Annotated in this window: 37 protein-coding genes; all 37 read right to left on the bottom strand. The window is 40.6% G+C overall.

Translation table 11 applies throughout. The annotated features are described in order from the left end of the window. Positions 1 to 140 precede the first annotated feature (140 nt). The gene (locus tag ACXIUD_RS02030; RefSeq protein WP_458050941.1) at positions 141 to 3,338 is read right to left on the bottom strand and encodes a S41 family peptidase; all 3,198 of its coding nucleotides are present in this window, start codon (positions 3,336 to 3,338) and stop codon (positions 141 to 143) included. 164 nt (positions 3,339 to 3,502) lie between these two features. Further along, positions 3,503 to 4,783 carry a phosphopyruvate hydratase gene (eno, locus tag ACXIUD_RS02025; protein ID WP_458050940.1) on the bottom strand — a complete coding sequence of 427 codons (1,281 nt, stop codon included), beginning with the start codon at positions 4,781 to 4,783 and terminating at the stop codon, positions 3,503 to 3,505. A 30-nt stretch (positions 4,784 to 4,813) separates the two neighbouring features. Beyond that, entirely contained in the window at positions 4,814 to 5,911 is a 1,098-nt protein-coding gene (gene carA, locus ACXIUD_RS02020) for a glutamine-hydrolyzing carbamoyl-phosphate synthase small subunit (protein ID WP_458050939.1), read from the bottom strand. Between the two features lie 121 nt (positions 5,912 to 6,032). Continuing rightward, entirely contained in the window at positions 6,033 to 6,518 is a 486-nt protein-coding gene (gene rplQ, locus ACXIUD_RS02015) for a 50S ribosomal protein L17 (protein WP_458050938.1), read from the bottom strand. 5 nt (positions 6,519 to 6,523) lie between these two features. After that, positions 6,524 to 7,513: a DNA-directed RNA polymerase subunit alpha gene (locus ACXIUD_RS02010; RefSeq protein WP_189586019.1), complete on the bottom strand. Its 990-nt coding sequence runs from the start codon at positions 7,511 to 7,513 to the stop codon at positions 6,524 to 6,526. Positions 7,514 to 7,544: 31 nt separating this feature from the next. Further along, positions 7,545 to 8,150, bottom strand: coding sequence for a 30S ribosomal protein S4 (gene rpsD / locus ACXIUD_RS02005; RefSeq protein WP_458050937.1), 606 nt, complete (start codon positions 8,148 to 8,150; stop codon positions 7,545 to 7,547). Positions 8,151 to 8,169: 19 nt separating this feature from the next. Beyond that, complete coding sequence (rpsK, locus tag ACXIUD_RS02000; RefSeq protein WP_189586013.1) at positions 8,170 to 8,568, bottom strand: 30S ribosomal protein S11; 399 nt, start codon at positions 8,566 to 8,568, stop codon at positions 8,170 to 8,172. Positions 8,569 to 8,583: 15 nt separating this feature from the next. Next, positions 8,584 to 8,961 (bottom strand): 30S ribosomal protein S13, encoded by a 378-nt coding sequence (gene rpsM / locus ACXIUD_RS01995; RefSeq protein WP_458050936.1) that lies wholly within the window; start codon positions 8,959 to 8,961, stop codon positions 8,584 to 8,586. A 5-nt stretch (positions 8,962 to 8,966) separates the two neighbouring features. Beyond that, positions 8,967 to 9,083 (bottom strand): 50S ribosomal protein L36, encoded by a 117-nt coding sequence (gene rpmJ, locus ACXIUD_RS01990; RefSeq protein ID WP_189586007.1) that lies wholly within the window; start codon positions 9,081 to 9,083, stop codon positions 8,967 to 8,969. A 6-nt stretch (positions 9,084 to 9,089) separates the two neighbouring features. Continuing rightward, on the bottom strand, positions 9,090 to 9,308 hold the full coding sequence (infA, locus tag ACXIUD_RS01985; RefSeq protein WP_040480068.1) for a translation initiation factor IF-1: 219 nt from the start codon (positions 9,306 to 9,308) through the stop codon (positions 9,090 to 9,092). A gap of 2 nt (positions 9,309 to 9,310) precedes the next feature. Continuing rightward, positions 9,311 to 10,084 carry a type I methionyl aminopeptidase gene (map, locus tag ACXIUD_RS01980; protein ID WP_458050935.1) on the bottom strand — a complete coding sequence of 258 codons (774 nt, stop codon included), beginning with the start codon at positions 10,082 to 10,084 and terminating at the stop codon, positions 9,311 to 9,313. Then, positions 10,081 to 11,403, bottom strand: a complete 1,323-nt coding sequence (gene secY, locus ACXIUD_RS01975; protein WP_458050934.1) for a preprotein translocase subunit SecY — start codon at positions 11,401 to 11,403, stop codon at positions 10,081 to 10,083. Before secY ends, map begins: the two co-directional genes overlap by 4 nt. Positions 11,404 to 11,409: 6 nt before the next feature. Continuing rightward, positions 11,410 to 11,856 (bottom strand): 50S ribosomal protein L15, encoded by a 447-nt coding sequence (rplO, locus tag ACXIUD_RS01970; RefSeq protein WP_458050933.1) that lies wholly within the window; start codon positions 11,854 to 11,856, stop codon positions 11,410 to 11,412. A 2-nt stretch (positions 11,857 to 11,858) separates the two neighbouring features. Beyond that, positions 11,859 to 12,038 (bottom strand): 50S ribosomal protein L30, encoded by a 180-nt coding sequence (gene rpmD, locus ACXIUD_RS01965; protein ID WP_458050932.1) that lies wholly within the window; start codon positions 12,036 to 12,038, stop codon positions 11,859 to 11,861. Between the two features lie 5 nt (positions 12,039 to 12,043). Beyond that, entirely contained in the window at positions 12,044 to 12,562 is a 519-nt protein-coding gene (gene rpsE / locus ACXIUD_RS01960) for a 30S ribosomal protein S5 (protein ID WP_189585992.1), read from the bottom strand. 5 nt (positions 12,563 to 12,567) lie between these two features. After that, complete coding sequence (gene rplR, locus ACXIUD_RS01955) at positions 12,568 to 12,918, bottom strand: 50S ribosomal protein L18 (RefSeq protein WP_458050931.1); 351 nt, start codon at positions 12,916 to 12,918, stop codon at positions 12,568 to 12,570. A gap of 5 nt (positions 12,919 to 12,923) precedes the next feature. Continuing rightward, positions 12,924 to 13,481, bottom strand: a complete 558-nt coding sequence (rplF, locus tag ACXIUD_RS01950) for a 50S ribosomal protein L6 (RefSeq protein WP_458050930.1) — start codon at positions 13,479 to 13,481, stop codon at positions 12,924 to 12,926. 9 nt (positions 13,482 to 13,490) lie between these two features. Continuing rightward, positions 13,491 to 13,886, bottom strand: a complete 396-nt coding sequence (rpsH, locus tag ACXIUD_RS01945) for a 30S ribosomal protein S8 (protein ID WP_189585983.1) — start codon at positions 13,884 to 13,886, stop codon at positions 13,491 to 13,493. Between the two features lie 84 nt (positions 13,887 to 13,970). Further along, positions 13,971 to 14,240, bottom strand: a complete 270-nt coding sequence (gene rpsN / locus ACXIUD_RS01940) for a 30S ribosomal protein S14 (RefSeq protein WP_189585980.1) — start codon at positions 14,238 to 14,240, stop codon at positions 13,971 to 13,973. Between the two features lie 4 nt (positions 14,241 to 14,244). Then, on the bottom strand, positions 14,245 to 14,802 hold the full coding sequence (rplE, locus tag ACXIUD_RS01935) for a 50S ribosomal protein L5 (RefSeq protein WP_189585977.1): 558 nt from the start codon (positions 14,800 to 14,802) through the stop codon (positions 14,245 to 14,247). Further along, the gene (gene rplX, locus ACXIUD_RS01930) at positions 14,795 to 15,139 is read right to left on the bottom strand and encodes a 50S ribosomal protein L24 (protein ID WP_189585976.1); all 345 of its coding nucleotides are present in this window, start codon (positions 15,137 to 15,139) and stop codon (positions 14,795 to 14,797) included. The genes rplE and rplX overlap by 8 nt, the downstream gene beginning before the upstream one ends. A 2-nt stretch (positions 15,140 to 15,141) precedes the next feature. Then, complete coding sequence (gene rplN / locus ACXIUD_RS01925) at positions 15,142 to 15,510, bottom strand: 50S ribosomal protein L14 (protein WP_189585973.1); 369 nt, start codon at positions 15,508 to 15,510, stop codon at positions 15,142 to 15,144. Between the two features lie 2 nt (positions 15,511 to 15,512). Beyond that, the gene (gene rpsQ, locus ACXIUD_RS01920) at positions 15,513 to 15,776 is read right to left on the bottom strand and encodes a 30S ribosomal protein S17 (protein WP_458050929.1); all 264 of its coding nucleotides are present in this window, start codon (positions 15,774 to 15,776) and stop codon (positions 15,513 to 15,515) included. A gap of 7 nt (positions 15,777 to 15,783) precedes the next feature. Then, positions 15,784 to 15,978: a 50S ribosomal protein L29 gene (gene rpmC / locus ACXIUD_RS01915; RefSeq protein ID WP_236139552.1), complete on the bottom strand. Its 195-nt coding sequence runs from the start codon at positions 15,976 to 15,978 to the stop codon at positions 15,784 to 15,786. 8 nt (positions 15,979 to 15,986) lie between these two features. Continuing rightward, positions 15,987 to 16,406, bottom strand: a complete 420-nt coding sequence (gene rplP / locus ACXIUD_RS01910; RefSeq protein WP_189585965.1) for a 50S ribosomal protein L16 — start codon at positions 16,404 to 16,406, stop codon at positions 15,987 to 15,989. Positions 16,407 to 16,429: 23 nt separating this feature from the next. Further along, positions 16,430 to 17,170 carry a 30S ribosomal protein S3 gene (gene rpsC / locus ACXIUD_RS01905; RefSeq protein WP_189585963.1) on the bottom strand — a complete coding sequence of 247 codons (741 nt, stop codon included), beginning with the start codon at positions 17,168 to 17,170 and terminating at the stop codon, positions 16,430 to 16,432. A 13-nt stretch (positions 17,171 to 17,183) separates the two neighbouring features. Next, positions 17,184 to 17,570, bottom strand: a complete 387-nt coding sequence (gene rplV / locus ACXIUD_RS01900) for a 50S ribosomal protein L22 (RefSeq protein ID WP_458050928.1) — start codon at positions 17,568 to 17,570, stop codon at positions 17,184 to 17,186. A 2-nt stretch (positions 17,571 to 17,572) separates the two neighbouring features. Beyond that, the gene (rpsS, locus tag ACXIUD_RS01895) at positions 17,573 to 17,851 is read right to left on the bottom strand and encodes a 30S ribosomal protein S19 (protein WP_009034213.1); all 279 of its coding nucleotides are present in this window, start codon (positions 17,849 to 17,851) and stop codon (positions 17,573 to 17,575) included. A 2-nt stretch (positions 17,852 to 17,853) separates the two neighbouring features. Continuing rightward, positions 17,854 to 18,678 (bottom strand): 50S ribosomal protein L2, encoded by an 825-nt coding sequence (gene rplB, locus ACXIUD_RS01890; RefSeq protein WP_189585957.1) that lies wholly within the window; start codon positions 18,676 to 18,678, stop codon positions 17,854 to 17,856. Positions 18,679 to 18,695: 17 nt separating this feature from the next. Further along, positions 18,696 to 18,983, bottom strand: a complete 288-nt coding sequence (gene rplW, locus ACXIUD_RS01885; RefSeq protein ID WP_189585954.1) for a 50S ribosomal protein L23 — start codon at positions 18,981 to 18,983, stop codon at positions 18,696 to 18,698. A gap of 6 nt (positions 18,984 to 18,989) precedes the next feature. Beyond that, positions 18,990 to 19,616 carry a 50S ribosomal protein L4 gene (gene rplD, locus ACXIUD_RS01880; protein WP_458050927.1) on the bottom strand — a complete coding sequence of 209 codons (627 nt, stop codon included), beginning with the start codon at positions 19,614 to 19,616 and terminating at the stop codon, positions 18,990 to 18,992. A 4-nt stretch (positions 19,617 to 19,620) separates the two neighbouring features. Next, a complete protein-coding gene (rplC, locus tag ACXIUD_RS01875; protein WP_189585948.1) occupies positions 19,621 to 20,253 on the bottom strand; it encodes a 50S ribosomal protein L3 in 633 nt (210 codons plus the stop codon). A gap of 248 nt (positions 20,254 to 20,501) precedes the next feature. Next, positions 20,502 to 20,807: a 30S ribosomal protein S10 gene (gene rpsJ / locus ACXIUD_RS01870; RefSeq protein ID WP_009183381.1), complete on the bottom strand. Its 306-nt coding sequence runs from the start codon at positions 20,805 to 20,807 to the stop codon at positions 20,502 to 20,504. A gap of 13 nt (positions 20,808 to 20,820) precedes the next feature. Further along, complete coding sequence (gene fusA / locus ACXIUD_RS01865; RefSeq protein WP_458050926.1) at positions 20,821 to 22,941, bottom strand: elongation factor G; 2,121 nt, start codon at positions 22,939 to 22,941, stop codon at positions 20,821 to 20,823. Positions 22,942 to 22,947: 6 nt separating this feature from the next. Continuing rightward, entirely contained in the window at positions 22,948 to 23,415 is a 468-nt protein-coding gene (rpsG, locus tag ACXIUD_RS01860; protein WP_189585942.1) for a 30S ribosomal protein S7, read from the bottom strand. A 19-nt stretch (positions 23,416 to 23,434) separates the two neighbouring features. Next, positions 23,435 to 23,842, bottom strand: coding sequence for a 30S ribosomal protein S12 (rpsL, locus tag ACXIUD_RS01855; protein ID WP_189585939.1), 408 nt, complete (start codon positions 23,840 to 23,842; stop codon positions 23,435 to 23,437). Between the two features lie 101 nt (positions 23,843 to 23,943). Further along, a complete protein-coding gene (locus ACXIUD_RS01850; RefSeq protein ID WP_236139544.1) occupies positions 23,944 to 24,261 on the bottom strand; it encodes a DUF3467 domain-containing protein in 318 nt (105 codons plus the stop codon). Positions 24,262 to 24,319: the final 58 nt, after the last annotated feature.

The following is a 24,319-nucleotide window of genomic DNA, read 5'->3' as shown; positions in this document are numbered from 1 at the left end:
CCTTATTTCACAAAGTGTATTTCCACCTTATTTCACAAAGTGTATTTCCACCTTATTTCACAAAGTATATTTCCACCTTATTTCACGAAGTATGTTTCCACCTTATTTCGCGAAGCATATTTCTACTTTATTTCCACCTACTACTTTTTCAATGTCTTCAATAGCTCCTCAACAGCTGCCTCCAACTGCGCATCCTTTCCGTAAAGAATTTCTTCAAAAGGGGTTGCTACTTTGATATCTGGCTCTAACTGGAGATTTTCTAAAGGTCTATCTTCTGCTACTCCGTAAAAGGCAATCATAGGAATACCAAATACCAAGGTTGGATCAATCTGTGTTTCCCACCAAACGGCGGTACTGGTCCCCGGAACAGGCATACCAATCAATTTACCTATCCCCTTCGCCCGGTAAGCATACGGGAATGCGTGAGCATCAGAGTAATTACTCTCACTCATCAGCACGACAGATGGTTTAGCCCATTTATCCCGTGGTTCACCACCTCGGGCAATAAATCCATAAGGCCTAAAGGTTGCATAAGGCTTTCCATCCAAAAAGGTAGAAAGATCTTCGTGCAACCAACCCCCGCCATTGAAGCGGGTATCTACAATCAATGCTTCCTTATCCGCATGTCTACCTAAGACTTCATCGTACACTGTTCGGAAACTGTTGTCATTCATTCCTTGCACATGCACATAACCCAATCTTCCTCCACTCATTTCATCCACCATAGCACGCATAGTTTCTACCCAACGCTTATACAAAAGTGCATTCTCCGCACCCTGAGAAATCGGCTTAACAATTTCCTCCCAGCGCTGCTTAGTACTCGGATCAACTAGAGAAAGTAGTATATTTTTATCACTCTTTCGATTGAGCAGCATGTTCCAATCCAAACTTCCATCAATTGCTACTCCGTCGATCTTTTCAATAACATGACCCGCTTTCACTTTCGAACTTGCTCTATCTAGTGGACCTCCTTTGATTACTTCAGTAATTTTTAGCCCTGCTTCAGTTGATTTCTCATCGTAAAACAGTCCCAAGGATGCAGTTTGATCTCCATTGTCTGATCTAGGAGAATATCTTCCCCCTGTATGCGAGCCGTTCAACTCTCCTAAAATCTCACTCAAGAGTTCTTGGAAATCGTAATTGTTGTTGATGTGAGGAAGAAAACGTGCATAGCTCGCGCGATACATATCCCAATCAATACCATGCAGCTCAGGATCATAAAACTTCTTCTTCACTTGTCTCCACGCATGATGGAAGATATACTCACGCTCTGCTGCTGCATCCAGTACCATCTCTTCATTGATACCTATCGAACTGACCTTGCCACTTCCAGTTTCGATTTTAGACAATCTACCATTGGCAAGTACAAAAAGATTTTTGCCCTCTTTGTCCAATTTAATACTTCCAGACCCAGAATTTGTTTTCGCCAAGGACTTCAATTCCTTGGTGCGATTATCCATTACCCAGACATCATATCGATTTTCAAAACTTGCCATGAAGTATAATTTATCCCCATCGGGAGATACATCGAAGGACGCTAAGTTCAAGGATCCTGTGGTCAGTCGTAACTTTCGCTGCTCCACTCCTTCGAAATCAGGATTCCAGGAAGCAGTTTTATCATTTTTATTCTTATCCTCCTTTTCTTTCAAGAGTTCATATTCTGCTTTGCTCAGACGAAATCTATCAAAGGTCTCTTGATCGAAAAACAATCCATAGATATCCAGTTCGCGGGCACCTTGCAATGCCAATGGTTTTTTACCATCACGATCATTGGCCCACATAAAAGCTTTGCCGTTCATAGCAAACTGTCCTTGACCATCAGAGAATCCTGAATTGGTTAGATTGATTCCTGCCTTTCCACCAGCTGCATCATACATCACCATGTGACTTGCCCCATACAATCCAAGTGCGTTTTTAGCCACAATCCACTTGCTATCCGGACTCCAGGTAAAATCCTGATCGCCGTCTCTATACGAGAAGTTTTCTCCCAAAGGAATGATTTCTCTTGATGTTTTAGATGCCAAATTGTAAATCATCAAGCGATTTCTCTCCTCTAGGTAGGCAATCTCTTTCCCATCAGGAGACACCAATGGCTGGAATTCATCTTGGGCTGTGGCAATCACCGGCTCTTCCTTGATCAGCGTAGCTGCAAAGAAATAAGGCTCTTCAGTTCGGACAATCTGTGCTTTGTAAATATCCCAACTCTCGCCCCGCTCAGTGGAATAAAATAAGGTTCTTCCATCTGCACCCCAGCTCAACATGCGCTCTTGTGCGGGTGTATTCGTGATTCGTTTGGTTAAATTATTATCCACAGAAGTCACAAAAACCTCTCCTCTAAACACAAATGCTATCTCTTTCCCATTCGGAGAAAGAGCCATTTCGGTGGCACCTCCATTAACGGAAACGATGCGTTGATCTTTGCCGCTAAAATCAGCAAATATTTTAATAGGAACACGGCTTGGCTGTCCTCCTGGACGTAGCGTATAAATTTCCCCATCCCATGAAAAACTCAACACATCCCCTTTACTTCTTGTCAAATGACGGACAGGATGATCTTTAAAATTAGTCAACTGTTCCTCCTGACCTGTCGCAAGATTGCGTTTGAAAACATTTTGACTTCCATTTTTTTCACTTAGATAAAAAGCAAATTGACCATCAGCAGAGAACAAGGGTTCTCTATCTTCTCCTTCAAAATCTGAAACTTGGGTGTATTGCTCCTTGGCTATATCATACAACCAAATATCTCGGGTAACCGAAGATGTATGGCGCTTTCTCCATTCATCTTCATATCCTTTTCTATCTTGGAACAAGATTCGTTCTCCTGATGGATCAAAAGACGCTGATTGAAAACCTGCTGTGGAGATTAAAATGGATCTTCCTCCTTCCACAGGCACTCGGTACAACTTCCCAAAAAGCCCCCTATTTGGAAAACGGACGGAGGAGTGCAAATCATTTCTTGGAGAGCTGAAAATCACTTCTTTTCCATCTGGAGTAAAATCCCATGGGAAATCATTGCCGGAATGAAAAGTCAAGCGATTTGCTGCTCCTCCCTGAGAAGGAATCACAAATACATCAAAATTACCGAAGCGATCAGATGCAAAAGCAATCTGAGAACCATCAGGGCTCCATACCGGCATGTAATCATGCGCCTCATGTAAGGTCAATGGCAAAGCAGTACCACCTTGTACGGGAACTTTGAATAAATCCCCCTTATAGCTGAATACAATCTCTTGGCCGTTGGGTGAAATGGCTGGATAACGTAGCCATAACGGCTCTAGCTGTGCGATGACAGTGCTCCATAGCCCCATCATGAGCATAAATAAGCAAACTTTCCTCATATCAATATCAGTAGATTTGCAACTAACTTACAAAAATCAGCGCTGCTCTCCTCTAAAAATCCCATCAGCGGTCAAAGGAATTGCTTAACAGAAATAAAAAAAGGCAGTCATTGCTGACTGCCTTTTCTTAATGAAATTTTATCTTTTTAATCAAAATTGAATGATTACTTCTTCTGAGGAAATACTGCTGCATCACCCAACTGCTCTTCAATTCTTAGCAATTGGTTGTATTTCGCCATTCTATCGGAACGAGAAGCTGAACCTGTTTTGATTTGACCACAGTTGGTGGCTACTGCCAAGTCAGCAATGGTATTATCCTCTGTCTCACCGGATCTATGGGACATCACCGCTGTAAATCCAGCCTTATGCGCCATATTGATTGCGTTCAAGGTCTCAGTCAAGGTACCGATTTGGTTCACTTTGATCAAAATGGAGTTAGCAGACTTTTCATTGATTGCTCTTTGCAAGAACTTCACGTTGGTCACCAATAAATCATCCCCAACAATCTGCACTTTATCACCGATCTTAGCAGTCAACATTGCCCAACCATCCCAATCTTCCTCAGCACATCCATCTTCGATAGAATCGATTGGGTACTTCTCTGTCAATTCAGCCAAATAAGCAACTTGCTCTTCTCTGCTTCTTACTTTACCATTCGGACCTTCAAATTTGGAGTAATCGTACTTCCCATCTTTGTAGAACTCAGAAGCAGCACAGTCCAACGCAAGTGTAATATCTTCACCTGGAGTATATCCCGCATTTTTGATTGCATCCAATACACAACCCAACGCTTCTTCTGTACCTCCGGAGAAGTTAGGAGCGAAACCACCTTCATCACCCACAGCTGTCACCAAGCCTTTGTCGTGCAATATTTTCTTCAAATGATGGAAAATTTCAGCACCCATTCTGATAGCGTCTGTAAAGTTGCTTGCACCTACAGGGCGGATCATAAACTCTTGAAATGCAATAGGTGCATCCGAGTGAGAACCACCGTTGATGATGTTCATCATAGGTACAGGAAGGGTATTCGCATTCACACCTCCTACATATCTATAAAGTGGCTGACCTGCTTCCATAGCAGCAGCTTTTGCTACCGCAAGTGAAACGCCCAAAATAGCATTTGCGCCTAATTTGCTCTTATTAGGTGTGCCATCTAGGTCAATCATGATTTGGTCGATGGTATTTTGCTCGAAAATGTCCATCCCAACCAATTCAGGAGCGATCACATTGTTCACATTGGCAACGGCTTTCAATACGCCTTTACCCAAGTATTTTGATTTATCACCATCTCTCAATTCCACTGCTTCATTGATACCGGTAGATGCACCACTTGGCACAGCCGCACGGCCAAAAGCACCTGTCTCGGTGAAGACATCCACCTCAATGGTAGGATTGCCTCGGGAATCTAAAATTTGTCTGGCGTGAATAGATTGAATCAACGTCATAATAGTAATTTTAAAGGTTTAAGAGTTATTTTAATTTTTATGCATGTAAGATACAAAATCGTCGAATAAATACCTCGAATCATGCGGTCCTGGAGAGGACTCCGGGTGATATTGCACAGAAAAAGCTGGCTTTCCTTTGACACGGATACCAGCTACGGTATGGTCATTTAGGTGCACATGTGTCATTTCTACCACATCACTCTTCTCTACCTCTTCTCTATTGACCACGAAACCATGATTTTGGGAAGTGATTTCACTTTTTCCCGTTAGCACGTTTTTGATCGGATGATTAAGCCCTCTATGCCCGTGGTGCATTTTATAGGTTGAAATGCCACAAGCCTCAGCCAAAATTTGATGCCCCAAGCAAATACCAAAAACAGGCTTCCCTGACTCCAGAATTTGCTTAGTGGTATGCACAGCATACTCCATCACAGCTGGGTCACCCGGTCCATTTGACAAAAAGAAACCATCTGGATTCCATGCTTGCAATTCTTCAAATGAAGTTTTTGCAGGAAATACTTTGCAGTAAACTCCTCTGTCCGCGAGATTTCGAAGGATGTTCAATTTGATGCCAAAATCCAAACAGGCCACCTTAATGCTTGCATTTTCATCGCCAAAGTAAAAAGGTTCCTTGGTACATACCTCCGATGAAAGCTCCAGACCATTCATATCAGGCACTAAGTTTAATTGTACCTTCAAGCCTGTCAAGTCATCCTCATATTCGGAGCTGATAACCGCATTCATAGCACCCTTACTGCGTAGATGACGCACCAATTTGCGGGTATCAATATCTGCAATACCGGTAATACCATGCTTGACCAAATAGTCCTGCAAAGAGCCATCAGCATCCAAGCGGCTAAAGGTCTGAGAAAAACTATTCACAACTATCCCGGCAATGGTAGGCGCTGCAGATTCCACTTCGGAGTCAATTACACCGTAATTTCCAATATGGGAAGTAGTAGTGACCACGATCTGACCGGTATATGAAGGATCTGTATAGATTTCCTGATATCCTGTCATACCTGTATTGAAGCAGATTTCACCCCCATTGGTCCCTGGACTACCAATGAGTGTACCTTTGAAGATGGTACCATCTGCTAATAGAAGAGTTGCTTTTTGTTGATTCATGTTGGTTTTAGAACTGCCCAAAGTTACAAATTTTAAAAGATTAGCCTGAATAAACAGGACATAAAAAAAGGGATTGAGCAAAAAGCTCAACCCCTTTTCTATGTGAATCAGTCCGCATGAATTATTCAGCTGACTTTTCTTCTGTACTTTCTGTAGTGCCAGCTTCATTAGAAGCCTCAGCCTTACCAGAACCTCTTCTACTTCTTCTAGTAGTTTTCTTAGCTGGCTTAGCATCTTTCAACATCAATTCGTTGAAGTCTACTAACTCGATGATACACATTTCTGCGTTATCACCTAGACGGAAACCAGTTTTAATAATTCTGGAGTAGCCACCATTTCTCTCACCAACTTTTTCTACTACTTCACCGAAAAGAGTCTTGATAGCCTCTTTACTTTGAAGATAAGAGAAAACAATTCTTCTATTGTGAGTAGAATCTTCCTTCGCTCTTGTGATCAAAGGCTCTACATATTTTTTCAATTCCTTAGCCTTAGCAAGCGTGGTGGAAATACGCTTGTGAAGAATCAGGGAAGTAGCCATATTAGAAAGCATTGCTTTTCTATGGCTGGCAGTCCTGCCAAGGTGGTTAAATTTCTTACCGTGTCTCATGTTATTTATTCTTCATCAAGTTTATACTTAGAAAGATCCATGCCAAAGGTCAACCCTTTCTCTTGAATCAATTGCTCCAGTTCAGCCAAAGACTTCTTACCAAAGTTTCTGAATTTCATCATATCAGAAATCTCTAACTTGGCAAGGTCGCCTAGTGTCTTCACGTCAGCAGCTTTCAAACAGTTGAATGCTCTAACAGAAAGATCCAAATCGCTCAAAGAAGTCTTCAACAATTTTCTCATGTGTAGGAACTCCTCATCGATAGGTTCAGGTGAATCTGCTCCTGGAGCATCTATTACCATAGTCTGATCAGAGAATAACATGAAGTGCTGAATCAAGATTTTAGCAGATTCCTGCAATGCTTTTTCAGGGTGGATAGAGCCATCTGTAGTTACTTCAAGAATCAATTTCTCAAAGTCAGTTTTTTGCTCAACCCTAGTGTTTTCTACACTATACTTTACATTCTTGATAGGTGTAAAGATGGCATCGATAGGAATCACACCAAATACTTGCTCTTTTGGTTTAGACTCTTCCGCTGGAAGGTACCCTCTACCTTTCTCAACTGTCAATTCAATTTCGAAGCTTTTAGATTCATCCAAGTGGCAAATCACCAACTCAGGATTTAAAACTTCGAAAGAGGTAGTGAACTTGGCGATATCTCCAGCAGTGAAAACAGACTGATTTTTAACTTCTACCGTGATTTTGCCATCGATAGAATCATGTACCTTTTTAAATCTAACTTGTTTTAAATTTAAAATGATATCAGTCACATCTTCAACAACACCCTCAATCGTGGCAAATTCATGCACAACACCTGGAAGCTTCACAGAAGTGATTGCATAGCCTTCCAAGGAAGATAACAAAATTCTTCTCAAGGCATTACCAATGGTGACCCCATAGCCCTTTTCAAGTGGCTTGAAGGTAAACAAGCCATGAAAATCATCGGCTTTTTCCATTACCACTTTTTCGGGCATTTGAAATGCTAATATGGACATATCAATAGTTCTATTTAAGTCTGAAAGTTTATTATTTAGAGTAAAGTTCGACGATCAACTGCTCCTTAATGTTTTCAGGAATATCTTCCCTTACCGGAACAGAGACAAACTTTCCAGTTAAAGAAGAATTATCCCACTCTAACCAAGAAAAACGAGAACTACTCTTACCTGCCAAGCTGTTGGTAATAGCTTCCAAAGACTTGGAACGCTCTCTTACCGAAACAACATCACCAGGCTTAAGCGTGTATGAAGGGATGTTTACCACTTCACCATTCACTAAAATATGCTTATGAGAAACCAATTGTCTAGCACCTCTTCTGGTAGGAGCAATTCCTAATCTGAACACGGTGTTGTCCAATCTAGCTTCCAATAATTGCAATAAGTTTTCACCTGTAATACCGCCTTTTCTTGAAGCAATATCAAACAATTTTGCGAATTGTCTTTCCAATACACCGTAGATGTATTTTGCTTTTTGCTTTTCACCAAGCTGAATAGCGTATTCAGATTGTTTTTTTCTTCTACCTCTACCATGTTGTCCTGGAGGGTAGTTTTTCTTTTGGAGAGCTTTGCTATATCCTTCGATAGGCTCACCGAATCTTCTGGCGATTTTTGCCTTTGGACCTGTATATCTTGCCATTGTGTATCTTATTTAGAAATTATACTCTTCTACGTTTAGGAGGACGACATCCGTTGTGCGGAAGTGGAGTCACATCGACAATCGTAGTTACATCAAGACCAACATTTTGCAAAGTTCTGATCGCAGATTCTCTACCGGAACCAGGACCCTTTACAAACACTTCAATTTTTCTTAATCCTAAGTCATACGCTACTTGTCCGCAGTTTTGAGCGGCCATTTGTGCAGCATAAGGGGTATTTTTCTTAGAACCTCTGAATCCCATTTTACCGGCAGAAGCCCAAGAAATCACCTGACCAGAATTGTTAGTAATAGAGATAATGATGTTGTTAAAAGAAGCTTTGATGTGCGCTTGGCCTACTGCTTCTACCTTAACAACTCTCTTTTTACTTTTAGCTTTATCGTTTCTTTTCTGAGCCATAATCTATGTCAAGATTTATTTAGTTGCCTTCTTTTTGTTAGCAACAGTCTTTCTCTTACCTTTTCTTGTTCTTGCGTTGTTTTTGGTTTTCTGACCTCTTACTGGAAGACCTTTTCTGTGTCTTAAACCTCTGTAACAACCGATATCCATCAATCGCTTGATGTTCAACTGAATTTCGGATTTCAATGCTCCTTCAGTTCTAAATTCCGTAGAAATAATATTACGGATCGCTGTGGACTCATCGTCGTTCCACTCTCCTACTTTCTTATCATAAGAAATTTCAGCCTTTTCTAGGATAGCTCTAGCAGAGCTTCTACCGATACCGAAGATATAGGTAAGGCCAATTTCGCCACGTTTGTTGTCTGGAATGTCAACACCTGCAATTCTTGCCATAATGATTAACCTTGTCTTTGTTTAAACTTAGGATTTTTCTTGTTGATGACGTAAAGCTTACCTTTTCTTCTGATCACTTTACATTCAGCACTTCTCTTCTTGATTGATGCCTTAACTTTCATGATATTTTATTTATATCTGTAAACGATTCTACCTTTTGAAAGATCGTAAGGAGACAATTCTAATTTAACCTTGTCACCTGGAAGGATCTTGATATAATTCATTCTCATTTTCCCAGAGATATGGGCAATCAATTGATGTCCATTCTCCAGCTCCACTTTAAACATCGCGTTTGATAACGCCTCTATGATTGTTCCATCTTGTTCAATAGATGTTTGCTTCGCCATATTTAGAATTTAATAATATCTTCTATGTATTGATGTGTAGTCAGTATTTCAGTTCTATCCTCAAATATCGCTACGGTATGCTCAAAATGAGCAGAAGCCTTTCTATCAGCTGTTCTGATCGTCCATCCATCTCTCTCTTGCACAATATTACGTGTACCAAGATTAATCATGGGTTCGATAGCAATGACCATTCCATTTTTCAAGGGAGTGCCACTGCCTCTTTTTCCATAATTAGGAACTTCTGGAGCCTCATGAAGATTCCTTCCAAGTCCGTGTCCAACTAATTCACGTACAACCGTAAATCCCTTGGATTCAACAAACTTTTGAATGGCATGGCCAATATCTCCGATTCGATTTCCAAAAACAGCCTTTTCAATCCCTAGATAAAGTGATTCTCGGGTAACTTTGAGTAATGACAAAACAGCAGGGGAAACTTCACCGACAGGGTAAGTATAAGCGCAATCGCTATGAAAACCTTGGTGAAAGACTCCACAATCCACTGAGATTATATCGCCATCTTTCAAAATATAGTCTCCGGGAAATCCATGTACTACGACTTCATTAACTGAAATACATAAAGTAGCTGGAAACCCGTTGTAACCTTTGAAGGAAGGTACACCACCGTTGTCTCTGATGTACTCTTCCGCAATTTTATCTAGATAAGAGGTCTTTACCCCTTCTTTAATATACTTGGCAACTTCGCCGTGAGCTTTACCTAATATTTGAGCACTTTCTTTGATTAACTGGACTTCATCTAAAGTCTTGTAGTGAATCATATTGCGGGCGCGTAATTTGAAGTGTTGTTTTTCATATTACCACTCTTCATCATGCCCTCGTAATGCCTCATTAACAAATAACTTTCAATTTGTCTAAGGGTATCCATGATAACACCCACCATAATCAATAAGGATGTACCACCATAGAATTGAGCAAACTCACCCCCTACACCAGCAATTATGGCAAATGCAGGAAGAATAGCGACTACAGAAAGTAGTATAGATCCTGGTAGTGTTATTCTAGAAATGATGTTATCAATGAAATCAGCAGTAGGAGCTCCAGGCTTAATACCAGGAACAAAACCACCATTTCTCTTCAAATCTTCAGAAATCTGCTCAGGATTAACTGTAATAGCAGTATAGAAGAATGTGAAAAGGATAATCATGATAGCAAATACTAGATTGTACTGCCAAGATGTAAAATCGCTAAATGTGCTACCGATATAGTTTGCTATATCATTGTCAGCAGACCAAATCTGGGCAATCAAGGCAGGAAGGAACATCAAGGATTGAGCAAAGATAATTGGCATTACACCAGAAGCATTTACCTTGATAGGGATATACTGTCTTTGACCACCATATACTTTTCCTCCTACAACTTGTTTTGCATACTGTACAGGAATTCTGCGGGTAGCTTCTGTCAAAGCGACAGTACCTAACACCACGAAGAACAATACAGCAGCTTCTAGCAACAATAGCAACATACCAGAAGTACCCTTAGAAAGTACCTCAGCAATGATAGCACCAGGGAATCTGGAGATAATACCAATCATGATCAACATAGAAATACCGTTACCGATACCTTTTTCTGTGATCTTCTCACCAATCCACATACAGAACATAGTACCAGCTGAAAGCAATACTAATGAGCTGAACATAAATAGTGTGGTATCAACCATCACTGCACCGGTTGGAAGAATGGTAGCGGTGATGTAACCTATACCTTGCGCAACAGTAATAGCAATTGTTAATACACGAGTGATTTGATTGATTCTTTTACGACCTGACTCTCCCTCTTTCTGTAATTTTTGAAAATATGGAACACCAACAGTTAACAACTGCAACACGATGGATGCAGAGATGTATGGCATGATACCCAAACCAAAGATGGAAGCATTACTGAAGGCACCACCTAGGAATGTATCGATCAAACCAAATATACCTTCTGGTGCGTCTCCCAACTTAGATGGATCTACACCTGGTAAAACGATGAAAGAACCCAATCTGAATACAATCAGCAAGCCGATTGTATTCATGATACGGATCCTCAAATCTTCAATAGAAAAGATATTCTTAACTGTTGAGATGAACTTTTTCATTTAATCTTAAATCTTGTTTACTGTTCCGCCTACTTTTTCGATAGCTTCAACAGCTGAAGCGGAGAAAGAGTGAGCACTTACATTTAATTTGGCCGTAAGTTCGCCTCTACCCAACACTTTTACAACATCTTTTTTAGAAACTAATCCGTGTTCTATTAAAGTATCGAAAGAAATGGTGTCCAAATTGAACTCAGAAGCCAAATCCTGAAGTGTATTCAAGTTGATTGGTTTTGCAAAAACTTTATTTAAGCTCTTAAAACCGAACTTAGGTACACGTCTTTGTAGTGGCATCTGACCACCTTCAAAACCAAGCTTAGTTTTGTAACCTGATCTTGATTTGGCACCCTTGTGACCTCTTGTAGATGTTCCTCCTCTTCCAGAACCAGTACCACGACCGATTCTCTTGCGAGATTTGATAGAACCTTCTGCAGGTTTTAGTGTATGTAGTTTCATAATTAAGCTTCCTCCACTTTTACAAGGTGACTAACTTTATTGATCATACCATTGATAGCAGGATTCGATTCTACTACTACAGACCTGTTAATTTTTCCAAGACCTAAAGCGATGATTGTTGCTTTCTGATCTTTTGGTCTTTTGATGGTACTTTTAACTTGTGTGATTTTTACCTTCGCCATTTCTCTTAGCCGTTAAATACTTTTGACATTTTAACACCTCTCTGCTGAGAAACGCTGATAGCATCTCTTAATTGTACCAAGGCATCAATAGTAGCCTTTACCACGTTATGCGGATTGGATGATCCTTTGGATTTAGCCAATACGTCAGTAACGCCGGCAGATTCCAAAACAGCACGCATCGCACCACCGGCAATAACACCAGTACCCGCAGCTGCTGGCTTGATCAATACAAAACCACCACCGAATTTGCCAAGCTGCTCATGAGGAATAGTACCTTTCAAAACAGGAACTCTTACCAAATTCTTTTTAGCGTCTTCGATTCCTTTTGTGATTGCATCTGTAACTTCGTTAGCTTTACCTAGGCCATAACCTACTACGCCATTTCCGTCACCTACTACCACGATTGCAGAGAAAGAAAATCTACGACCACCTTTTACTACTTTCGCAACACGGTTGATCGCTACTACTTTTTCTTTTAACTCAGTATCTGTTGCCCTGATGGGTTTTCTTCTTAGTTGAGACATAATTATTAGAATTTAAGGCCACCTTCTCTAGCGCCGTCGGCTAAAGCTTTAACGTTACCATGATACAAATAGCCGCTTCTATCAAATACTACTTCCGCAACACCCTTTTCAACAGCTCTTTCAGCTAGTTTTTTACCAACCTCTTTAGAAACTGCTACATTGGCATTTTTTACGGAACCAAGTTCTTTGGAAGACGCAAAGGCAAGGGTATGACCTTTCAAATCATCCACTAATTGAGCGTAAATACCAGTATTGCTTTTAAATACTGACAAACGAGGTCTTGAATCAGTACCGTTGATTTTTCTACGGATACTTTTTTTGATTCTAAGTCTTCTAAAATTCTTATTAAAAGCCATCTTAATTATTTTTTACCAGCAGTTTTACCAGCCTTACGTCTTACATTTTCACCTACGAAGCGTACACCTTTACCTTTGTAAGGTTCAACCTTACGCAAGGAGCGGATCTTAGCAGCTATTTGACCTACTAATTCTTTGTCTATACCTTCCAAAGTTACCAAAGGGTTTTTACCTTTTGGAGTCTCTGTAGTCAATTTGATTGACTCAGGAAGCGCAAAGAAAATACTGTGGGAGTAACCAAGGGAAAGCTCTAACACTTGACCTTGATTGGATGCCTTGTAACCCACACCGACTAGTTCCATCTCTTTTTTGAATCCATCGGATACACCAACAACCATGTTGTTGATCAAAGAACGGTACAATCCGTGTAGAGACTTATGTCTTTTGGAATCCGTTGGTCTTTCTACAAGCAATTCATTGCCTTCAACCTTCACGGTAATATCGGGATTCACATCCCTCACTAGCGTACCTTTGGGACCTTTAACAGTGACAGTATTATGTGCTGACACGTCTACAGTAACACCCGCAGGTAGATTTATTGGTTTTTTACCTATTCTTGACATGACGGTTTATTAATATACGTAGCAAAGTACTTCTCCACCGATACCCTCTACTCGGGCTTCTTTATCGGTCATTACACCCTTAGATGTGGACAGGATAGCAATACCCAAGCCATTGATAACTCTTGGTAGGTCTCCATGTTTCACATACTTTCTCAAACCTGGCTTACTAATTCTAGAAAGGCTTACGATCGCGTTTTGCTTGGTTGCCGGGTTGTACTTCAAAGCTATTTTGATAGTTCCTTGAGGACCATTCTCCTCGAACTTATAGTTTTGAATATAACCTTTGTCAAACAACACTTTGGTCATTTCCTTTTTGATGTTAGAAGCAGGTATCTCAACTATACGATGAGACGCCTTAATGGCGTTTCTCAATCTCGTTAGATAATCAGCTATTGGATCAGTCATAATTATATAAGTCTAACTGCACGTTCCCAAACGGGCGTGCAAAGTTACACAATGATTTTCAGAATAAAAACAGTTATCCGATTTTTACCAGCTAGACTTGGTTACACCTGGGATTTTTCCAGCAGAAGCCATTTCTCTGAAGGTTACCCTGTTGATACCAAACTTCCTCATGTATCCTTTCGGACGACCGGTCAATTTACATCTGTTGTGTAGTCTAACCGGGGATGAATTTTTAGGAAGTTTATCCAAAGCTTCATAATCACCAGCAGCTTTCAGTTCTGCTCTTTTCTTAGCAAACTTGGCTACAAGATGTTCTCTTTTTCTCTCGCGAGCTTTTAATGACTCTCTTGCCATATTCTTATTGATTATTTTTGTTTACGAAAGGCATACCGAAAGCTTTCAACAATGCATAGCTTTCTTCATCAGTTGCGGCAGTAGTCACAAAAGTGATGTCCATACCGGAAATTCTGTTTACTTTCTCGATGCTGATTTCTGGGAAAATGATCTGCTCGGTTACACCCAAGGTATAGTTACCTCTTCCGTCAAAACCCTTATCGCTGATACCTTTGAAATCTCTCACACGAGGAAGAGCTACAGTCATCAATCTGTCTAAGAATTCGTACATTCTGTCGCCTCTCAAGGTAACTTTTGCACCAATTGGCATACCTTCTCTCAACTTAAAGTTGGAAACAGAAGTCTTTGCTTTGGTAGCTACAGCTCTTTGACCAGTGATCAAGCTAAGCTCTTCTACACCTTGGTCAACCAACTTTTTATCAGCTACAGCAGCACCAATACCTTTGTTAACTACAATTTTGGTCAACTTTGGCACTTGCATTACTGACTTATACTGAAACTTCTCCTTTAATTCAGGAGCGATTTCTGTCAAATATCTATCTTTTACTCTAGGCTTAGCCATTGATCACCTCCCCTGTTTTTTTGGAATATCTTACCAATTTACCTTGCTCATTTCTTTTTCTACCGGTTTTGGTAGCTTCACCTGTTTTAGGATCGATAAGCATCAAGTTACTAATATGAATCGGAGCTTCTTTTTTCTCGATTCCTCCTTGAGGATTGGAAGCTGTAGGTTTCACATGCTTTGTTACCATGTTAAGACCTTCTACGATAGCCCTTCTTTTTTCAAGATCTACGGACAAAACCTTACCTGTCTTGCCTTTATCATCTCCTGACAACACCTTTACGACGTCATCTCTTCTGATGTGTAGCTTTGGCTGCTTGTTAAATTTTCTTTCCATGATTACAATACTTCTGGGGCTAAAGATACAATCTTCATATACTGCTTATCTCTCAACTCTCTTGCCACAGGACCGAAGATACGGCTACCTCTTGGCTCGTTGTTGTTGTTCAATAATACAGCAGCATTATCTTCAAATCTGATGTAAGAACCGTCTTTACGTCTGATTTCTTTCTTCGTTCTCACGATAACCGCTTTAGATACGGTACCTTTTTTCATGTTGCTGGAAGAAAGAGCAGATTTAACTGTCACTACAACTTTGTCTCCGATGGAAGCATACCTTTTCTTGGTACCACCCAAAACGCGGATTACTAGTACCTCTTTGGCACCGGAATTATCCGCAACGCTTAGTCTGGATTCTTGCTGTATCATGATTACTTAGCCCTTTCTATAATTTCTACTAATCTCCAACGCTTGTTTTTACTCAGCGGACGAGTTTCGCTAATTCTGACAACATCGCCTTCTCTAGCATCGTTTTTCTCGTCATGAACCATAAATTTGGTAGTCTTGGCAACAAACTTGCCGTAGATTGGGTGTTTAACCTTTCTCTCTACGGCAACTGTGATAGATTTCTCCATCTTGTTGCTGACTACTTTGCCAATTCTCTCTTTACGTAGATTTCTCTCAGTAGTAGCCATCTTTTTCTTATTTAGCTCTTTGTTTTTCTGTCAAGATCGTTTGTAGTCTCGCGATAAAACGTCTTGATTCCCTAATTTTATTTGGATTCTCAATAGGAGAAATAGCATGAGCGAAATTTAACTTAGTCAAATTCTGCTGCTCAGCGGCTATACGCTCGATGATTTCACTTTCGGAAAGTGATCTGATTTCTGAGTTTTTCATAGTTTTAATTATCCTACGTAATCTCTACGTACAATGAAATTCGTACTAACAGGAAGTTTTTGCTGTGCCAATCTCAAGGCCTCTTTCGCTACCTCCAAGCTTACGCCAGTAGCTTCGAAAAGGATTGTTCCTGGCTTGATTACTGCAACCCAGTATTCAGGAGCACCTTTACCTTTACCCATACGTACTTCTGCAGGCTTCTTAGTGATTGGTTTGTCAGGGAAAATTCTGATCCAAACCTGACCTTCTCTTTTCATTGCTCTTGTCATGGCAATACGAGCGGCCTCAATCTGACGGGAAGTAATCCAACCTGCCTCTAGGGACTTGATACCAAAGTTACCGAACGAAAGAGTATGACCTCTTTGAGCGATTCCTTTGATTCTGCCCTTATGCATTTTTCTATATTTTGTTCTTTTCGGCTGTAACATGATTTCTCACTAATGGTGATAAATTAGTTATTTCTCTTTCTTCTCTTTGGACCGCCTTCTCTGCGCTTGCCTCTGTTGGCTTGATTACCAGCATTAGACTTGCTCTCAGCAGCACCAATATTAGGAGAAAGGTCTCTCTTTCCGTATACTTCACCCTTGAAGATCCATACTTTGATACCAATGATACCATATACAGTCAAGGCTTCAGATACTGCATAATCGATGTCTGCTCTCAATGTATGTAAAGGAATTCTTCCTTCTTTGTACATCTCAGAACGTGCCATCTCAGCACCACCTAATCTACCGGAAAGTTTGATTTTGATACCTTCAGCACCCACTCTCATGGTAGCAGCAATTGATTGCTTCATCGCTCTTCTGAAGGAAATACGCGCTTGTAATTGTTGTGCGATAGACTCACCAACCAATTTCGCATCCAATTCTGGACGCTTAATTTCAAAGATGTTGATTTGAACATCTTTGTTGGTAAGTTTTTTCAACTCTTCCTTCAATTTATCAACTTCAGCACCACCTTTACCGATTACCACGCCTGGTCTAGCAGTGTGGATAGTCAAGGTGATTCTTTTCAAAGTTCTTTCGATGATAACTTTAGAGATACCTCCTTTTGGAATTCTAGCGTTGACATATTTTCTGATCTGCTGATCCTCATATAGTTTATCAGCGAAATCCTTGCCACCGTACCAGTTAGAGTCCCATCCCTTGATTACACCAAGTCTAAAACCAATTGGGTTGATTTTTTGTCCCATAGTCTGATTTTAATTAGTTGTTTTCTGTTGTTTCTACTTCATCAGCGGTAACACCTGCGTTGACTGCATCAACGATCAAGGTTACATGATTTGATCTTTTACGGATTCTGTGAGCTCTACCTTGTGGGGCAGGTCTTAGTCTTTTCAACATACGACCTTCGTCAACAAAGATAGTTTTCACATATAAATCTGCGTCTTCCAGCTTTACATCTGGGTTTTTCGCTTGCCAATTGGCTACAGCAGAAAGAAGAAGCTTCTCTAACTTAATGGAACCGTGGTTCGGAGTAAACTTCAATATGCTTAGTGCATGTCCTACTCTTTTACCTCTCACGAGGTCAGCTACCAAACGCATTTTGCGTGGAGAAGTAGGAACGTTGTTTAATCTTGCTATTGCTTCCATGATTATCTCTTTCCTTTATCTTTTTTGGCAATGTGACCTCTGAAGTTTCTGGTAGGTGCAAATTCACCCAATTTGTGTCCAACCATGTTGTCAGTTACAAACACTGGGATAAACTTGTTTCCATTATGCACAGCAAAGGTGTGGCCTACGAAATCCGGGGAAATCATTGATCTTCTGGACCAGGTTTTGATCACAGATTTTTTCCCTGATTCGTTCATGACATCCACTTTCTTAGCCAAATGGTGCTCTATATAAGGACCCTTTTTTAATGAACGTGCCATAATTATTTCGTACGTCTACTGATAATGAATTTATTTGAATACTTCTTAGGTGATCTAGTTTTCTTACCTTTAGCAAGTAAGCCTTTTCTAGATCTTGGATGTCCACCGGATGAACGACCCTCACCACCACCCATTGGGTGATCTACTGGGTTCATCGCCACACCTCTGGTTCTAGGTCTTCTTCCCAACCAACGGTTTCTACCGGCTTTACCTAACCTAACATTCATATGGTCAGCATTGGATACAGTACCTACTGTAGCCAAACACGCACCAAGGATTAATCTCATTTCGCCAGATGGTAATTTTACGGTTACGTATTTACCTTCTCTCGCTACAATCTGAGCATAGCCGCCCGCACTACGTGCTAAAGCGCCACCTTTTCCTGGCTTAAGTTCGATGTTATGAACAATTGTACCTAAAGGCATATTGGTCATGTGCATCGCGTTGCCCACTTCTGGAGCAACACTCTCACCGGAAATCACTGTTTGTCCAACTTGCAAACCTTCCGGGGCAATAATGTAGGTTTTGGTACCATCTGTGTAGTACAACAAAGCAATACGAGCGGATCTGTTTGGATCGTACTCTACTGACTTCACTACCGCAGGAATACCAAATTTATTACGCTTAAAATCGATGATTCTAAGTCTTCTCTTGTGACCACCACCGATATAACGGGAGGTCATTTTACCTGCATTATTTCTACCACCTGTCTTTTTCAACGGGGCCAACAAAGATTTCTCTGGCTTTGATGCAGTAATTTCATCAAATACAGGAGCCACTCTAAATCGGGTACCCGGGGTAACAGGCTTTAACTTTTTAACTGCCATTGTTATCTATGATTCAATTAAATTTCTCCGTAAAAATCGATCACTTCACCTTCAGCAACTTTCACGATTGCCTTTTTGTAAGGCTTAGAAAATCCTGAAACTATTTTTGTTTTGGTGTATCTGGTTTTTGGCTTACCTGGCATTCTCAAGGTACGCACCGCTTCCACTTTCACACCGTACATTTTTTCGATGGCTTCTTTAATTTCTGGCTTAGTAGCTGTTTTCTCAACTACAAATCCATAAACGCCTTTTTCGTTCATGGCAGAAATCTTCTCCGTAATCAAAGGTCTCTTTAATATCTGCATGACTTCTTACGATAAAATGTTTTCTAATTTACTTACAGAGCCTTCGCACAATACCAAGCTGTCAGCATTCAACAGCTCATAAGTATTCAAAGAGTCAACCGTTACCACTTTTGCCTTAGGAAGGTTTCTGCTGGATAGGTATACGTTTTTGTTTACTTCTGGAAGTACCAACAAGGTTTTCTTGTCAGCAAGTGAAAGACCATTCAAGAAAGCGATATAGTTTTTAGTTTTTGGAGTATCAAAGCTGACACCTTCCAATACTAACAAGCTATTCTCTTTTACTTTATAAGACAAAGCAGACTTACGAGCCAATTGCTTCAATTTCTTGTTCAATTTGAAGGAATAGTTTCTTGGCTTTGGACCAAATACTCTACCTCCTCCTCTAAACAATGGAGATTTCAAAGAACCTGCTCTGGCACCACCGGTACCTTTTTGCTTTTTAATTTTCTTGGTTGAACCAGCTACCTCATTTCTTTCTTTAGACTTGTGAGTGCCTTGTCTCTGGTTAGCCAAAAATTGTTTGACATCTAGGTAGATCGCGTGATCGTTAGGCTCTATTGCAAAAACCTCATCTGAAAGCGTGATTTTTCTACCTGTATCTTCGCCGTTATGTTTTAATACTGCTAATTCCATTTTCTTACTTCTCTAGAATAACGAAAGAATTTTTTGGACCAGGAACCGAACCACTCACGAGTAGCAAGTTCTTTTCAGGATAGATTTTAAGGACTTTCAGGTTGACAACTTTCACTCTGTCACCACCTGTTCTTCCCGCCATTCTCATACCTTTGAATACTCTTGAAGGCCAAGAACAAGCACCGATAGAACCTGGGTGTCTTTGTCTGTTGTGCTGACCGTGAGTTTGACCACCCACACCGGCAAAACCATGTCTTTTTACAACCCCTTGGAAACCTTTACCTTTGGAAGTACCGATCGCATCTACGAAGTCACCTTCTACGAATACCTCATCAGCAATTACTGATTTACCAAGTTCAACCTGACCTTCGAATTCGACTCTAAAGTCTCTGAATTCAACAACTTTCTGCTTTGGCGTCGTACCGGCCTTTTTAAAATGACCGATCAATGGCTTAGGAGTATTTTTCTCCTTACGCTCACCGAATGCCAATTGAACAGCGTTGTACCCGTCTGTTTCAACATTTTTTACTTGCGTCACTACGCAAGGACCAGCTTCTATTAGCGTGCATGCGACATTACGTCCATCGGCACTGAAAATGCTAGTCATTCCTACTTTTTTACCTATTATTCCAGACATCTTCTGTTATATAATAATCTTGAAACCCAAGAGCTTACGCACAAGGGTGCTTTTTAAGGACTGCAAAGTTATTAATTTAAATTCACCAAGCAAAACCCAACTTCAATATTTTCAATTATTTACCAAAATAAATTTGGTGAAAGCAAACAATTCTTACTCGCTTAACCGAAACTCATCTACAAAAAGCCTCAAAAAACAAAACCTGCAACGAAAACGCTGCAGGTTTCAGTAAGGGATAATGTATACCGTCAGACTTTGATTTCTACATCAACTCCACTAGGAAGTTCAATTTTCATCAAGGCATCAACAGTTTTAGAGCTATTGCTGTAGATGTCAACCAATCTTTTGTACGTACAAAGCTGATATTGATCTCTGGCTTTTTTGTTTACGTGTGGCGACTTCAATACAGTAAATTTCTCCTTCTTAGTAGGCAATGGGATTGGCCCTACTACAATGGCTCCGGTAGCTTTCACCGCCTTTACGATCTTCTCTGATGACTTATCCACCAAGCTGTGATCGTAGGATTTTAATTTTATTCTGATTTTCTGATTCATTTTCTTTCAGGATTTAGGCTTTTTCACCTTTTACTTTCGCAATCACTTGATCAGCGATATTTGATGGAACTGGCTCGTAGTGAGAGAAGGTCAAAGACGCTGTCGCTCTACCAGAAGAGATTGTTCTCAAATCAGTTACATAACCGAATAATTCAGATAATGGAACACTAGCCTTCACAACTGTAGAAGACCCTTTGGTATCCATACCTTTCATCAAACCTCTTCTTCTATTCAAGTCACCCGTAATAGGACCAGTATATTCATCTGGAGTTACTACATCCACCGCCATGATTGGCTCCAATAATTGTGGTCTACACTTCTTAGCAGCTTCTTTGAAACCAAGTCTAGCAGCCAATTCGAAAGACAATGCATCGGAGTCAACATCGTGGTAAGAACCATGGAACAATCTTACCTTCATAGATTCGATTGGGTAACCTGCCAACGGACCGTTTTTCATAGCTTCAGTGAAACCTTTCTGAACTGGAGCAATGAATTCTTTTGGAATAACACCACCCACGATACCGTTAACGAAATCCAATCCTGGCTTGATTTCGCCAGTTTCAGGATCCGCATCCTTAGGACCTAATTCGAATACGATGTCAGCAAATTTACCTTTACCACCCGTCTGCTTCTTGTACACTTCTTTGTGTTCAACAGAACCAAACAAAGCTTCTTTGTAAGCAACCTGAGGAGCACCTTGGTTGATTTCAACCTTAAATTCTCTCTTCAGACGGTCAATGATAATTTCTAGGTGAAGCTCACCCATACCTCTCAAGATAGTCTGACCAGTTTCGTGATCTGTATTTACTTGGAGTGTTGGATCTTCTTCCACCAACTTAGCAATCGCCATACCCAATTTATCAACGTCTGCTTGAGTCTTAGGCTCAATAGCATATCCGATAACCGGCTCAGGGAATACCATTGACTCCAATACTACTTTACGCTTTTCGTCACAAAGAGTATCTCCAGTCTTGATATCTTTAAAACCTACTACCGCACCGATATCACCGGCTTGTAGTCTTGGGATTTGGTTTTGCTTGTTAGCATGCATTTGGAATACCCGGGAGATACGCTCCTTATTGCCAGAACGGCTGTTGAATACGTATGAACCAGACTCCAATACACCTGAATATGCTCTTACGAAACACAATCTACCTACAAATGGGTCAGTTGCGATCTTGAAAGCCAAACCGGTAAATGGTTCGGATTCATCCGGAGCAATTCTTACTTCTTTATTTTCGTCGTTTAGATCAGTTGCGATGATATCATCCTTATCCAATGGAGAAGGTAATAATTCCATCACCAAGTCCAACATGGTTTGTACACCTTTGTTTTTGAAAGATGAACCACATACCATAGGTACGATTTTCATACCGATAGTAGCTTGACGAAGTGCAGCTAAAATTTCAGCTTCTGTGATTGAATTTGGATCCTCGAAGTATTTCTCCATCAAGGTCTCATCAAATTCAGCAACAGACTCTAGCAAGTGCTCTCTCCACTCAGCTACTTCTTCTTCCATGTCTTCTGGAATAGGAATAACTTCATACGTCATCCCCATGTCAGCCTCATTCCAAGTGATCGCACGGTTGTTGATCAAATCAACTACACCCTTGAACTTGTCTTCGGCACCGATCGGAAGCTGCAATGGTACTGCATGGCTTCCCAACATTTCTTTTACTTGTTTACAAACTTCAAGGAAGTTAGCACTGGATCTGTCCATTTTGTTAACGAAACCGATACGGGCTACTTTATAGTTATCAGCTAATCTCCAGTTAGTCTCAGACTGTGGTTCCACACCGTCAACTGCACTGAAAAGGAATACCAAACCATCCAATACTCTCAAAGATCTGTTTACTTCTACGGTGAAGTCAACGTGTCCGGGAGTATCAATGATGTTGATTTGATATTTGTTATCTCTATAATTCCAGAATACTGTAGTGGCAGCTGAAGTGATGGTAATACCTCTCTCCTGCTCTTGAGCCATCCAGTCCATGGTGGCCGCTCCATCGTGCACCTCACCAATTTTGTGGGAAACACCGGAGTAAAAAAGGATACGTTCAGTAGTCGTGGTCTTACCGGCATCAATGTGCGCAGCAATACCAATGTTCCTAGTAAATTTTAAATCTCTTGACATTATCAATTAAAATCTAAAGTGTGAGAATGCTTTATTGGCTTCAGCCATTCTGTGAGTGTCATCTTTTTTCTTAACTGCCGCACCTTCACCTTTGGATGCGGAGATGATTTCACCTGCTAATCTATCCATCATAGTTTTCTCACCCCTTTTTCTGGCATAATTGATCATCCACTTGATGCCTAGGGACAATTTTCTTTCAGGTCTAACTTCCATTGGGACCTGGAACGTAGCACCACCAACTCTACGACTCTTCACCTCTACAGCTGGAGTAATATTGTTAAGCGCTTTTTTCCAAACCTCAAGACCGTTCTCACCTACTTTTTGTTCAACCTTCTCGATTGCATCGTAGAAGATTTTGTAAGCAATACTCTTCTTACCATCTACCATTAGACAGTTAACGAACTTTGTTACCAAAGTATCATTGAACTTCGGATCAGGAAGAATATATCTCTTCTTTGGTTTCGCTTTTCTCATTTCTTTGTAATGTTTTTAATTATTTCTTTTTGCCTGTTGCAGCAGCTGGAGCTCCTGGCTTAGGTCTCTTAGCACCGTACTTGGAGCGACCTTGCTTACGGTCTTTTACTCCTGCAGTATCCAATGCACCTCTGATAATGTGGTAACGTACACCTGGAAGATCCTTCACACGACCACCTCTGATCAATACGATCGAGTGTTCTTGCAAATTGTGACCCTCTCCTGGAATGTAGGCATTCACCTCTTTACCATTCGTCAATCTAACCCTGGCCACTTTTCTCATCGCTGAGTTTGGCTTCTTAGGGGTGGTAGTGTACACTCTGGTACATACACCACGTCTTTGAGGACATGCATCCAAAGCTTTTGACTTGGATTTGGTCTCTAGGACGTTTCTACCTTTTCTTACTAACTGTTGTATAGTAGGCATTAACTGATAGATTTATAAATACTTCCTTTAAACTTGTAAATTTTGGACTGCAAAGGTAGGGAAATCAGTAAAACAAACAAAATTAAGCTGTTATATTTTTACTAAGCCTCCCCAAAGTTCCCCCCAAAATTCATGGGGAATCCTGGTGCTTCCTGTCCTGTGGGTATCTTCCCAAATGCTTCTTCGTACTTGGCAATATTATCTTTTAAAGCTGCAAGTAACCTTTTGGCATGATCGGGGGTCATAATAATTCGTGACTTTACCTTGGCTTTAGGCACACCTGGCATCAAGCGGATAAAGTCAATAACAAATTCTGAATTGGAATGAGCGATCATAGCTAAATTAGAGTAAATACCCTCAGCTACCTCTTCGGTCAACTCTACATCTATTTGTTGATTCGGTTGATTATTTTGATCCATATCAATTAGGGATTAAAAAAGGCCTGTACGTGAATACAGGCCTTTCAATAATTAGACG

Source organism: Mongoliitalea sp. (assembly GCF_054166905.1).
This window is presented reverse-complemented; position numbering and strand designations above follow the sequence as displayed.